Here is a 12,021-nt window from a genome sequence, read left to right on the forward strand (position 1 = left end):
CAGGCTAGTGCGCGATCGATGACCGAGCGGTATACCACTGCGAGCACGGAGAACCTCGACCTGGTAGGTTCCCGTCCGAACCACGAATACGGCGGGCGCCGCCAGTTCCCTGACGCCCGCTTCCGCACTCCCAGCCCGGCGGACCGCTCGCGGAGCTCTGCCGTCCCTTCTGGAGAGGAACCTCCATGACCGACGCCACCCTCACCGGCGACTGGACCATCGACCCTGCCCACAGCCGGATCGGCTTCTCGACGCGTCACGCCATGGTGACGAAGGTCCGAGGGGCGTTCAACGACGTGGCCGGAGACATCACGTTCGCCGAGGACGGCTCCGAGGGGTCCCACGCATCGGTGACGGTGCAGATGAACAGCATCGACACCCGCAATCAGCAGCGGGACGACCATCTGAGGACCCTCGACTTCTTCCACACCGAGCAGTACCCGGAGATGACCTTCGTCTCCAGCTCGATCGAGGAGGTCGACGACGACGGGTACATCGTCAGCGGTGATCTGACGATCATGGACACGACGCGGAACGTCGCCATCCCGCTGCGCTTCATGGGAGTCAACACCGACCCGTTCGGTGTCGTGCGCGCCGGCTTCGAAGGCACGCGTCGCCTGGATCGCCGCGACTGGGGCATCACCTACAACGCGCCCCTGGCCAACGGCGGGCTGCTCATCGGCGACCGCATCCAGCTCGAGTTCGAGCTGTCCCTGATCAAGGTCGATCCGCAGGCCGACGAGGCCGATGAGGCCGATGAGCAGGCCGACGGAAACAGCCAGCCGGACGACGCTGCAGCCGCCCAGCCGGCTGACGGCGCGGCCGATCCCGAAGGGATCATCGACGCGGTCCCCACCGGCGACCAGCAGGAGGACGCCTCAGCGCCTCGCACCGAGAACGGCAGCTGATCACGCCGGCCCCCGTCGGAGGCGGGACGCGTTCCTGACCGCGCGGACGAGCATCCGAGGGCGACGCGGCCGACGGGGAAGTCGGGGCAGTCAGGACAGTCAGGGCAGAATGGAGGCAGGTCGGCGGCGGGTCGACAGCGCGAACAGGACGGAGGGCCTCAGATGGCGCGTCCTCTTCCTCCGGCACTGACCGAAGCGCTCCGCATCCTCCGCTGCCCGGCCTGCGGACAGCCGATGTCTGCGGCCGATGGAGCCCTGGTCTGTCCGGCCCGGCACAGCTTCGACGTCGCCCGGGCCGGATACGTGTCACTGGTGACCGGACGCGGTGCGATCACGGCCGACGACGACGAGATGGCCCGCGCACGGGAGCGCTTCCTGTCCTCGGGCGCCTACGAACCGCTCGCCAGGACCCTTGCCGAGCTCGTCGATCCCGCGCTCTCCGCCGCCTCCCGGACGACGGCCCCAGACCCAGACCCAGACCCAGACCCAGACCCAGACCCAGACCCAGACCCAGACCCAGACCCAGACCCACCGAGGATCCTGGATGCCGGCTGCGGCTCCGGCCACTATCTGTCCTGCATCCTGGAACGCTTCCCGCCGGCTCGGGGTATGGGCTTCGACACGTCGGCGCGCTCGCTGCGATTCGCCGCGCGAGCCCATGAGCGAGCAGCCGTCTGGCGGGGCGACTCCTTCGCCCCCTTCCCGCTGGGGGACGGCAGCGTCGATGCACTGCTCGACGTCTTCGCTCCGCGCAACCCGACCGAGTTCGCGCGCGTACTGCGCCCTGGCGGCCGCCTGGTCGTCGCCCGCCCCTCCGGCACCCATCTCTCCGAGCTGCGCAAGGCCGTCCCCGACATGGTCGCGGTGGATCCGCGCAAGGAGGAGCGTCTGCATGCGGCCCTCGACCCGCTGTTCGACCTCGTCGAGAGCCGCGAGCTGCGCTTCACCATGGAGCTCTCCGGGAACGAGGCTCGCGACCTCGTCGCCATGACCCCGAGCGCCCGGCACGTGGACCCCGAACGGCTCGCCGCATCGCTCGGCGGCGGATTGCGCGTGTCAGCGGCGATGGTCGTCAGCGCCCACGTTCCGCGCTGAGAGGATCCGTCCGTCTCGAGGGTCCGCCGGCGCGCCGACGACAGCCTCCGGACAGCGTCAGATCAGGCTCGGAGGACGCCGCCCGATCAGGCTCGGGAGACGTCGTCCCTCAGGATCTCGACGGCCTGCTCGAGGATGTCCCGCTGCTCGTCGCCGAGATCCGGCAGGCGCTCCGTCAGGACATCGGACCAGTGCTCCCGGATGCGCTCCCGGCTCACGGCGGCCCGCTGCGTCGGCCGCAGATGCACGATGCGCGAGTCGGCGGGATCGGTCTCCCGGAGGATCATGCCCTTGGAGTCCAGGGAGCGCAGAGCTGTGCTCAGGTTCGACCGACGCAGCCCCATGCCCTCGGCCGCAGCGCTCGGCGTGGTCCCGGGATGGAGATCCACCCAGCGCAGGACCATGGCCTCCGTTCCGGTCAGCGGCACGACGCTCGGTCGCGAGTGGGCCTCCAGCTGAAGGCTCCGCGCGAGCTCGACGATGACATCGCCGAGGTCGGCCAGCAGCCGGCGGTCTCCGCGGGCGGGCGGCGTGCCCGACCCGTCCCGGCAGTCCGGCCCGTCCTCGCCGTCCGGCCGCGGTGCCTCGTCGGGGGTGGTGGTCGTCGATCTCACGTCCAGATCCTATCGACAGCACCATCATAGTTATGTTTCCATAATCATCTATGAATGCTCTCCCCTCTGCGTCCGCTCCGTCACGTCCCTCGTCGGCTCCCGAGCCGGCCTCCTCCGCTGATGCCGGCTCGGCACCCTCTGCGATCGCAGCTCCCTCTGCGCACGGAGGCACCATCGGGCTCGGTCTCCTCGCCATCCTGGGCCTGCTCAGCGCCATCGCGCCCCTGGCGACGGACCTGTACCTGCCCTCCTTCCCCGAGATGACCGCTGATCTCGGCGCGAGCGCGTCGCAGGTCCAGCTCACGCTGACCGCGTTCCTGCTGGGGCTGACCATCGGCCAGCTCGTCTTCGGTCCGCTGTCCGACCGCACCGGCCGATATCTCCCTCTGCTGGTCGGATCGATCCTCTTCGTCGTCGCCGGCATCGCCTCGACGTTCGCCCCCAGCATCGGGGTGCTCATCGCGGTACGCCTGGTCCAGGGCCTCGCCGGGGCCGCCGGCATGGTGCTCGCCCGCGCGATCGTCTCGGATCTCTCCCACGGGGTCGCAGCAGCCCGAGCGTTCAGCCTGATGATGATCATCGGCGGCGTCGCACCGGTGGTCGCCCCGGTCCTCGGCGGCATCCTCACCGGGATCATCGGATGGCGAGGCCTGCTGGGGATCGTGCTCGCGCTCAGCGCGGTCATGCTCCTGGCCGTCGTCCTGGGCGTCCGCGAGACCCTCCCGCCCGCTCGCCGTGCCGAGCTCCAGGCCGAGCGCCGCGCCGGCGGCAGCGCCCTGCAGAGCCTGCGTGATCGGACCTACATCGGTCACACGCTGTCCTTCGGCCTCGCCTTCGGCGTGATGATGGCGTACATCTCCGCCTCCCCGTTCGTCTACCAGGACCTGATGGGGTTCGGAACCGTCGGCTACGGCCTGGCCTTCGGGCTCAACGCCCTCGCGCTGATGGTCGTCAGCGCCGTCTCGGCGAAGCTCGTGGACACCGTGGGCCCTGCCCGGCTGCTGCGGCTCGGTCTGACCATCATCGTGGTCTCCACCGCCGCGATCCTGGCGCTGGTGCTCCTCGGCGTCCCGACGATCTGGCTGATGATCCCGCTCTTCACGACGGTCGCCTCGCTGGGCCTCGTCTTCGGCAACGCGACCGCGCTCGCCCTCGGAGCGGTCCCCCGGGCCGCAGGCACCGCCTCCGCGGTGCTCGGAGCCTTCCAGTTCGGGCTCGGCGCGCTGGTCTCGCCCCTGGTGAGCCTCGGCGGCGAGAGCACCGCCCTGCCGCTGGCGATCGTCATGCTCAGCTGCGCCCTGCTCTCCTCAGCATTCCTCGCTGCGAGCGGGCGACGCTGAACGCACCGGCGCTCCATGCTCCTCAGCATGCTCCTGACCGTGCTCCTGGCCCTCCTCCTGCTGCCGCTCATCCTCCTGCTGCCCCTGGCCCGCCTCAGGATCCTCCTCGCGCTGCGCCCACTCGTCGGCCGGGTCCCTCCAGGCGCCGTTGATCAGCTGGAACATGCGGCAGTCCGCCCAGTGCCCGCCCAGCCGTAGGAACGCCGGTGCGAGCCCGAACTCGACGAAGCCGCAGCGTTCGAGGACCGTCACCGAGGCGTCGTTCCCGACCTGGACCTCGGCCTGGAGCCGGTGCAGGCCCAGCGCCCCGAAGGCGATCGCCACCGCAGCCCGCACGGCGAACGTGGCGATCCCTCGTCCGGTGACCTCCTTGTCGACCCAGTAGCCGAGGGACCCTGCCTCCACGGCTCCGCGCACGATCCCGCTGATGCTGATGCGGCCGACGACGACCGGGCCCTCCCCGGACCCGTCATCATGGATGATCACCATCGGCAGGCAGCGTCCCTCCGCCTTCTCGGCCAGCAGGCCGCGGATCGCCGCGTCCTGCCCCGCCTCCGTGAACCATTCGGCGTCCCTCGACGGGGCTCCGATCAGCAGCTCCTCACGATTGCGCTGTTCGAGCCAGGCCAGTCGCCCGGCATGGGACGGGGAGATCAGCGCGAGAGTCGTCGCGGAGGAGTGATCGATCATGTCTGCATTGTGCCCCGGGCTCGCACGGAGGATCCGCTCGCTCTGCTCGCATAGTCTGAGAGGGCACCCATCCCCGACGCTTCCGAGAGAAGGCACCTGTGACCGGACGCCGCGGCGTGTTCATCGACTTCGACGGCACGATCGCCGACCAGGGAGTTGTCCCTGCCGCACACGTCCAGGCGGTCGCCCGCGCTCGAGCGGCGGGCCACACGATCGTGCTGTGCACCGGGCGCTCGGCGGCCATCGTCGCCGATCCGGTCGCCGCGCTCTTCGACGGCGCCGTGACCTCGGCCGGCGGGCATGTGCGCATCGGCGACGACGTGCTGCGCGATGTGCGCTTCCCGTCGGACCTGGCGCGCCGCACCGTGTCCGCGCTCGAGGAGCGTGAGGTCGTCTTCGCGCTCGAGGCGCCCGAAGCCCTGTTCTGCCCGCCGAGGACGCGCTCCTTCTTCTCGGGCCGTCCCCAGCTCGTCGAACCGCGACCGGGCGACGTCGGCGGCGGCGCCCAGGACCTCGTCGACGCCGTCGTGGAGCCCGAGGACCTGGGCTCATGCTCCTTCGCGAAGATCGCCCTGTGGCGCTCCCCCGTGCCGGTCGGCGAGCTCGCCGCCGAGATCGGGAGCGAACTCGCGACGCTGCCGAACTCCATCGCCGACGACGGGACCAGCTCCGGGGAGATCTTCCTGCGGGGCATCGACAAGGCCGACGGCGTGCGCCGGGTGGCGGAGCACCTGGGGCTGGGGATCGAGGCGACCGTGGGCATCGGAGACGGCATGAACGACCTGGGAATGCTGCGTGCGGCCGGCACAGCGGTCGCGATCAGCGGCGCGCCCGCACCGCTGCTGGAGGAGGCCGACATGGTGGTCCCGCCTCCGTCCCAGCACGGGCTCGTGGAGGCCTTCGAGCGCCTCGGCATGATCTGAGCTCAGCGCTCTGCAGGTGATCCGGGTCCTGCAGGGGAACGGTGCCGTCAGCGAGCGCGCACCGGTCGGTGGAGACCCATCAGCACCAGGCCCAGCGTGGTGACCAGAGCGCCGGCCCCCACGATCACGATCGACGGGCCGGTCAGATCCGTGCCCATCTGCGCCTCGAACACCTGGATGATCGGCCCGATGAAGGTCGCCTGGTCGACGCGATCGGGGATCAGCAGCTCGACGTTCGCCGCAAGGAGGAAGGCCAGGCCTCCGGCACCCATGGTCGCCAGGCCGGCGAGCAGCAGCATGGTGCGGCGATGACCGGCGATCAGCACCGCGACCGCCGCCATCCCCAGAGCGATCGGCCCCAGGCGGCCCGCCCACGGGTCCAGCACTGCGGCGTGTCGCAGCAGCGGCACGTCAGGGACCGTGGCGAGGGTGACCACCGCGCTGTCCGGACGCGGGAGGGAGATCGGGACGTACTCCTCCGCACCCGTGAGGATGACGTCGATCGTCGGTGCGAGGTCGACGTCCAGCGGTGACTCCCCGGAATCGAAGAGGGCCGTGTGCAGCGACGCCATCGCGGTGCGCCAGGTCGTCGCGTACGCCTCCGTGTCGGTCGCCTTCGCGACCTGCTCCTCGGCGATGGGGGTGATCTGCTCGGACAGCCAGCCCGGCACGCTGTCGTCCCCGAGGATCTCCTCGACGGCGGAATCGCTCAGGGTGCGCTGCAGCTCGGTGTCGTCGGCCAGCGGCTCGGTCACGGCCAGGAAGCCCTCCTGGTCGACGACGTTCGTCTCGAGCCAGACGGCCGGCATCCACAGGGCCCCGAGCACGAGCGCCGCCATCAGCAGCACGACGGAGAAGAGGTCACGAAGAGCGGTCACCCCACCACGCTACAGCCGGAGCGTCCTGCACCTGCGCAGGCTGCGGGCGGGTGATGGGCGCATCTCGTGAAGGCGACGATCGGGTCGCGCTCCGTGTCCGGACGATGCACCGCAGGAACGGGAGCGGCCCCGCACCGTGAGGTGCGGGGCCGTGCATCGGGAGCGGGGCTCAGCCGTTGATGCGGATGAAGGTCCAGCTGCCGGAGTAGATGTTGCGCTCGGAGGTGTCCACGCGGCTGTTGCCGGCGTCGATGAAGGTGTTGCCTCCGACGTAGATGCCGATGTGGCCCGGCTTGTAGACGAGATCGCCCGCCTGGGCCTCGGAGCGGGGGATGACGGTTCCGGCGGCGGCCTGCGCGCTCGCGGTGCGGGGAAGCGAGATGCCGTTCTGGGCGTAGACCCACTGGACGAAGCCGGAGCAGTCCCAACCGGAGGTGGAGGATCCGCCGTAGACATAGGGGACGCCGATGCCCGAGCGGGCGGTGGCCAGGATCGAGGAGCTGCTGCCGTTGGAGGCGGCACCGGAGGTGGCCTCCGAGGAGCTGGAGTCGTCGGACCCGGAGTCCTCCGAGCCGGAGTCGCTCGAGGAGGAGCTCTCCGAGGAGCTCGAGGAGGAGTCGGAGGACGAGCTGTCCGACGAGGAGCTCGAGGAGGAATCGGAGGACGAGCTGTCCGACGTCGAGGAGCGCTCGTTCGAGCGGCTGGAGCCGCTCGAGTCATCGCGGGACTGGGTCGAGGAGGTGGACTCCTCGACGACCGGCTCGGGCTCAGGCTCCGGCTCCGGTGCGGCGATGGTGATGGAGCCGTCCTCCGGAGCGGTCACGACCAGCGCGGTCGTCGTGGTGGTCGCGTCGTCGTCATCCGAGGAGGCGCTCGCAGCGGGGATCCCGACGGCGGGGGCGGTCACGGGAGCCAGGACTGCCGTCGCAGCGCCATCGGCCTGCGGCGCGGCGCTGCCGGAGTCGGCCGTGTTCTCGGCCGTCGCGGCGGAGGCGCCTCCCAGCAGGACTCCCGCGGCGATCGCCGCACCGGCGGCCGCGCGACCTGCGCGGACAGCGGGCGTCACCGGTCGCATGGCGCGGCGGTGGGTGTTGTTCGCAGTCTTCGACACGTTGGGCTCCCGTCCCCCGGGCTGGTGCCCTGCGCGTGGGTTCTCCGTGGTCCTGACGCGGCGCGCAGCGGGGGCTCCCGGTCGGACATGCCCGGCGATCTCGCCCAGGCACGAGTACGACCATAGGGGGAGAAACACCGTCGGTCAGTCCGACACAAAGTGTCTGGAGGAGAACTTGACCGCGGCTTTACTCAGCGGAGATCGGGGTCACGTGCAGCTGGCTCGCGCTGTCCTTGGCGAGCGCCACCTGGCCCCCGCGAGGCCCCTGGATGAGGTAGCTGTCCGCGACCCTCTCGACCGACAGATCGGCCGCCGGGACGATCCCGTGCTCGGCGAGCTCGCCCAGCAGCTCCGGATCCGACTGCAGGACCTCACCGATGCGCTCGAGGCGCACCGCGACGGTGCGCCGATCGCCCACCGCGTCGGGGAGGTCGACGTCCGGGCGCTCATCACCCTGGCCCGCCCCGGCGGCGAGCTCCCCGGACACTCCCAGCTCCTCCAGGCCCGGGATCGAGTTCCCGTAGGGATCGATGAACGGCGGCTCGAGCTTCTCTGCGATGCGCTTCTCGACGGCGAGGCTCATCACGTGCTCCCAGCGGCACGCCTCCTCATGGACATGCGCGTAGTCCAGACCGATCACGTCGAGGAGATGGCGCTCGGCCAGCCGATGCTTGCGCATGACCGCGGTCGCCACCGCCCGCCCCTGATCGCTCAGCCGGATCTGACGCTGCGGATCGAGGTGCAGAAGTCCGTCGCGCTCCATGCGGGCCACGGTCTGCGAGACCGTCGGACCGGAGTGCCCGAGCCGCTCGGCGATGCGCGCGCGCATCGGCGCGATCCCCGCCTCATGGAGCTCGAACACCGTCTTCAGGTACATCTCGGTGGTGTCGATGAGATCGCCGCTCACGAGCTCCCCCTCCATCTTCTGCCGGTCGACGGCTCCGAATCTTGACTGTGTCCATCCTAGTGCCGGGCGCAGTCATCCGAGAGCGTTTCCCGAGCATGCGCCGTCGGCCGACGGACGGTCGCTCCGCCCAGGGGCCCGTCGGCGGACACGACGGACGTCTCGGGACGCGAAGGACCCCGGGGTCATCACCCCGGGGTCCTTCGGACGGAGCAGGACCGGACAGAGGGCCGGTCCCCTGCAGGATCAGAGAGCGGCGACGATGCCGCGCATCAGCTCAGCGGTCTCGGTCGGCGTCCTGCCGACCTTCACCCCGGCGGCCTCGAGAGCCTCCTTCTTCGCCTGGGCGGTGCCGGCGGAGCCGGAGACGATCGCGCCCGCGTGGCCCATCGTCTTGCCCTCGGGGGCGGTGAAGCCCGCGACGTAGCCGACGACCGGCTTGGTCATGTTCTCCTGGATGTATGCGGCGGCGCGCTCCTCGGCGTCGCCGCCGATCTCGCCGATCATCACCACGCCCACGGTGTCGGGGTCGTTCTCGAACGCCTCGAGGGCGTCGATGTGGGTAGTGCCGATGACCGGGTCGCCGCCGATGCCGATGCAGGTGGTGAAGCCGATGTCGGCGAGCTCGTACATCATCTGGTAGGTCAGGGTGCCGGACTTGGAGACCAGTCCCAGCTTCCCGGCACCGGTGATGTTCGCGGGGGTGATGCCGGCGTTGGACTTCCCGGGACTGATCAGGCCGGGGCAGTTGGGGCCGATGATGCGCGTGGTGCCCTCGGCCTGCGCATAGTTGAAGAACTCCGCGGAGTCCTTGACCGGGATGCCCTCGGTGATCACGACGAGGAGCTCGATGCCCGCGTCGATCGCCTCGATCGCGGCGTCCTTGGCGAACCTCGGGGGCACGAAGACGACCGACACGTTCGCACCGGTGGCCTCCCGGGCCTCCGCGACGGTGCCGTAGACGGGCACCTCGTGCCCGCCTTCGAAGGACACGGACTGACCCGCCTTGCGGGGGTTGACGCCGCCGACGACGGCGGTGCCGGAGTCGAGCATGCGCTGGGAGTGCTTCATGCCCTCCGAGCCCGTCATGCCCTGGACGATGACCTTGCTGTTCTCATCAAGGAAGATAGACATGTCGGGTCCTGCTCACTTTCCTGCGGCGGCGAGCTCGGCGACCTTCGCGGCGCCGCCGTCCATCGTGTCGGCCTGGGTGACGAGCGGGTGGGCGAACTCCGCGAGGATGCGTCGGCCCTCGTCGACGTTGTTGCCGTCGAGGCGCACGACCAGCGGCTTGGTGGCAGCATCGCCGAGCTTCCTCAGCGCGCCGACGATGCCGTTGGCGACCGCGTCGCACGCGGTGATGCCGCCGAAGACGTTCACGAACACGGCGGTGACCTGCTCGTCGCCGAGGATCACGTCGAGGCCGTTGGCCATGACCTCGGCCGAGGCGCCGCCACCGATGTCCAGGAAGTTCGCGGGCTTCACGCCGTGCTGCTCACCGGCGTAGGCGACCACATCGAGGGTGGACATGACCAGGCCGGCGCCGTTGCCGATGATGCCGACCTCACCGTCGAGCTTCACGTAGTTGAGGCTGAGCGCCTTGGCCTTCGCCTCGAGCGGGTCCTCGGTCCTGGCATCGACCAGCGCCGCGTGGTCCTCGTGGCGGAAGTCGGCGTTCTCGTCGAGCGTGACCTTGCCGTCCAGCGCCACGATGTCCCCCGCGCCGGTCTTCACGAGCGGGTTCACCTCGACGAGGGTGGCGTCCTCCTCGCGGTACACCTCCCAGAGCCGCTGCAGCACGGGAGCGACCTTCGCGCCGGTCTCCGGATCGAAGCGCGCGGCCTCGACGATCTCCTTCGCCTTCGCCTCATCGATGCCGACGTTCGGGTCCACCGCGACGCGCGCGAGGGCCTCGGGCCGCTCGACGGCGAGCTGCTCGATCTCCATGCCTCCTTCGACTGAGCACATGGCCAGGTAGTTGCGGTTGGCGCGATCCAGCAGCAGGGAGAAGTAGTACTCCTCGGCGATGTCGGCGCCGGCGGCGACCATCACCCGGTGCACGGTGTGCCCCTTGATGTCCATGCCGAGGATCTCGGAGGCCTTCGCCTCCGCATCGTCGGGCGACGTGGCGATCTTCACACCGCCGGCCTTGCCTCGGCCGCCGGTCTTGACCTGGGCCTTGACGACCACGACCGGCGTGCCCAGCTGCTCTGCTGCGGCCTTGGCGGTGGCGGCGTCCTCCGCGACGACTCCTCCGAGCACGGGGACCCCGTGCTTCTCGAAGAGATCGCGGGCCTGGTACTCATACAGGTCCACGGGGTGATTCCTCTCGAATTCGGCAGCGGGCGACCGGCCGCACTCGGCCTCGGGGCCGCCCCTGTGAACGCTGTCAGGGTAACGCTTCCCCGGCCTCCGGAGGGACGCGCGCACCCAGCCGATCCCCGGGCCGCACGGACCCAGCCGATCCTCGGGCGGCGCGGCTACGATGGGACGATGAGCACACGGCCCCGACTCGCGACGCAGCGCGGGCTCGTCCAGCGCATCCGCGATCACCTCGGCTTCAGCGTCGTGGCGATCCTCGTGCTCTTCATCGTGCTGCGGCTGCTGGGATTCCGCTCGACGGTCTCGGGGCTGTTCCTCAGCATCGTCATCACCCTCGCGCTGAACGTCGGACTGTCCTACTACTACGAGCACCGCGCCCGGCGCGGGCGTCGGCCCTCCGGCCCGACCCGCGGCGGGGGCGACATCCGCTGGCGCGACGACGACCGGCGCTGATGCCGGTCCCCTGTGTGCCGGAGACTCTCTGAGGAGGCCCCATGGCCGACTGGAAGACCTACGTCAAGGCGGCGCAGAACACCGCCCGCAAGCAGGCGCCCGAGGTGAGCCGCGCCGCCCGCGAGGGCGTCGAGGGCGCCGCGCGCCGCACCGGCGACTACGCCCGCGCCGCCAGCCGGGCCGTCGAGGGCGCACGCCGCGAGGAGCCGCGCGACGAGCGTGAGCGGCAGCGGCCCCGGTCGGACTCCCAGAGCACGGCCCGCACGCGCGAGCACGACAGCGACGAGGACCGGGGCGAGACGCGGCGGAGCCAGGAGGATCGCGGCCAGGAGGGCCCCCGCCGGGAGAGCCGCAGCCAGGAGAGCCGCAGCCAGAAGCGGCCGACGGTCGACGCCGAGAAGCTGCGCAAGGACGCCGCCGCCTACGCCACGGTCGCCGGGCGGCGCGTGCAGAGCGCGAACATCGGCCCCAAGATCCTCAAGGCGCTGCGGGAGGCGCTGCTGATCGGCGGATCGCTGCTCGTGATCTGGCTCGTGCTCTCCGCGACCGGCATCAGCATCCCCTTCTCCGCCGTGCTCACCTTCGTGATCGTGATCGTGGTGATCGCCTTCGGTGCCACCCTCTATGCGAACTTCAGGCGCCGGCCGACGCCTGAGGACGACATGGAGGACCGGGACGAGGCGGAGGACCGGGACGACGACAGACCGTCCGCGCCCTGACCTGCGCCGTCAGCCGCATCGGGCCGGGACCTAGGCCTGTCCCCCGCTGAGGAGCCGGACGTAC

The 12,021-nt window shown here is 70.6% G+C and carries 13 protein-coding genes; 6 read left to right on the plus strand and 7 right to left on the minus strand.

Going from position 1 to position 12,021, the window contains the following annotated elements:
* The first annotated feature begins 185 nt into the window (after nucleotides 1–185).
* Both ACZ5AJ_RS09775 and ACZ5AJ_RS09780 read left to right on the plus strand, forming a co-directional pair.
* Entirely contained in the window at nucleotides 186–908 is a 723-nt protein-coding gene (locus ACZ5AJ_RS09775; RefSeq protein ID WP_464133529.1) for a YceI family protein, read from the plus strand.
* A gap of 234 nt (nucleotides 909–1,142) precedes the next feature.
* Complete coding sequence (locus ACZ5AJ_RS09780) at nucleotides 1,143–2,003, plus strand: methyltransferase domain-containing protein (RefSeq protein ID WP_464133532.1); 861 nt, start codon at nucleotides 1,143–1,145, stop codon at nucleotides 2,001–2,003.
* A gap of 86 nt (nucleotides 2,004–2,089) precedes the next feature.
* Here the strand turns inward: ACZ5AJ_RS09780 and ACZ5AJ_RS09785 are convergent, their stop codons facing one another.
* The gene (locus ACZ5AJ_RS09785; protein ID WP_464133535.1) at nucleotides 2,090–2,617 is read right to left on the minus strand and encodes a MarR family winged helix-turn-helix transcriptional regulator; all 528 of its coding nucleotides are present in this window, start codon (nucleotides 2,615–2,617) and stop codon (nucleotides 2,090–2,092) included.
* Nucleotides 2,618–2,667: 50 nt separating this feature from the next.
* Here ACZ5AJ_RS09785 and ACZ5AJ_RS09790 point away from each other — a divergent pair, with 50 nt between their 5' ends.
* Nucleotides 2,668–3,957 (plus strand): multidrug effflux MFS transporter, encoded by a 1,290-nt coding sequence (locus ACZ5AJ_RS09790; RefSeq protein WP_464133537.1) that lies wholly within the window; start codon nucleotides 2,668–2,670, stop codon nucleotides 3,955–3,957.
* On the opposite strand, the gene ACZ5AJ_RS09795 is transcribed toward ACZ5AJ_RS09790, so the two are convergent.
* Nucleotides 3,925–4,647, minus strand: a complete 723-nt coding sequence (locus ACZ5AJ_RS09795) for a GNAT family N-acetyltransferase (protein WP_464133539.1) — start codon at nucleotides 4,645–4,647, stop codon at nucleotides 3,925–3,927. The two genes, ACZ5AJ_RS09790 and ACZ5AJ_RS09795, sit on opposite strands and share 33 nt — an antisense overlap.
* A 98-nt stretch (nucleotides 4,648–4,745) precedes the next feature.
* Between ACZ5AJ_RS09795 and ACZ5AJ_RS09800 the strand changes: the two genes are divergently transcribed.
* Entirely contained in the window at nucleotides 4,746–5,570 is an 825-nt protein-coding gene (locus ACZ5AJ_RS09800) for an HAD family hydrolase (protein ID WP_464133542.1), read from the plus strand.
* A 47-nt stretch (nucleotides 5,571–5,617) separates the two neighbouring features.
* On the opposite strand, the gene ACZ5AJ_RS09805 is transcribed toward ACZ5AJ_RS09800, so the two are convergent.
* From ACZ5AJ_RS09805 to sucC, 5 genes are all read right to left on the minus strand, one after another.
* Nucleotides 5,618–6,448: a hypothetical protein gene (locus ACZ5AJ_RS09805; protein ID WP_464133544.1), complete on the minus strand. Its 831-nt coding sequence runs from the start codon at nucleotides 6,446–6,448 to the stop codon at nucleotides 5,618–5,620.
* A 169-nt stretch (nucleotides 6,449–6,617) separates the two neighbouring features.
* Complete coding sequence (locus tag ACZ5AJ_RS09810; protein ID WP_464133547.1) at nucleotides 6,618–7,559, minus strand: C40 family peptidase; 942 nt, start codon at nucleotides 7,557–7,559, stop codon at nucleotides 6,618–6,620.
* Nucleotides 7,560–7,746: 187 nt separating this feature from the next.
* Entirely contained in the window at nucleotides 7,747–8,466 is a 720-nt protein-coding gene (locus ACZ5AJ_RS09815) for a metal-dependent transcriptional regulator (protein WP_464133549.1), read from the minus strand.
* Nucleotides 8,467–8,709: 243 nt separating this feature from the next.
* The gene (sucD, locus tag ACZ5AJ_RS09820) at nucleotides 8,710–9,597 is read right to left on the minus strand and encodes a succinate--CoA ligase subunit alpha (protein WP_464133552.1); all 888 of its coding nucleotides are present in this window, start codon (nucleotides 9,595–9,597) and stop codon (nucleotides 8,710–8,712) included.
* Between the two features lie 12 nt (nucleotides 9,598–9,609).
* Complete coding sequence (sucC, locus tag ACZ5AJ_RS09825) at nucleotides 9,610–10,779, minus strand: ADP-forming succinate--CoA ligase subunit beta (protein ID WP_464133555.1); 1,170 nt, start codon at nucleotides 10,777–10,779, stop codon at nucleotides 9,610–9,612.
* Nucleotides 10,780–10,956: 177 nt separating this feature from the next.
* Here sucC and ACZ5AJ_RS09830 point away from each other — a divergent pair, with 177 nt between their 5' ends.
* Together ACZ5AJ_RS09830 and ACZ5AJ_RS09835 are read left to right on the plus strand one after the other, a co-directional pair.
* Nucleotides 10,957–11,238: a hypothetical protein gene (locus ACZ5AJ_RS09830; RefSeq protein ID WP_464133557.1), complete on the plus strand. Its 282-nt coding sequence runs from the start codon at nucleotides 10,957–10,959 to the stop codon at nucleotides 11,236–11,238.
* 41 nt (nucleotides 11,239–11,279) lie between these two features.
* A complete protein-coding gene (locus ACZ5AJ_RS09835) occupies nucleotides 11,280–11,957 on the plus strand; it encodes a hypothetical protein (RefSeq protein ID WP_464133560.1) in 678 nt (225 codons plus the stop codon).
* Nucleotides 11,958–12,021 lie beyond the last annotated feature (64 nt).

This window comes from Brachybacterium zhongshanense (assembly GCF_055385755.1).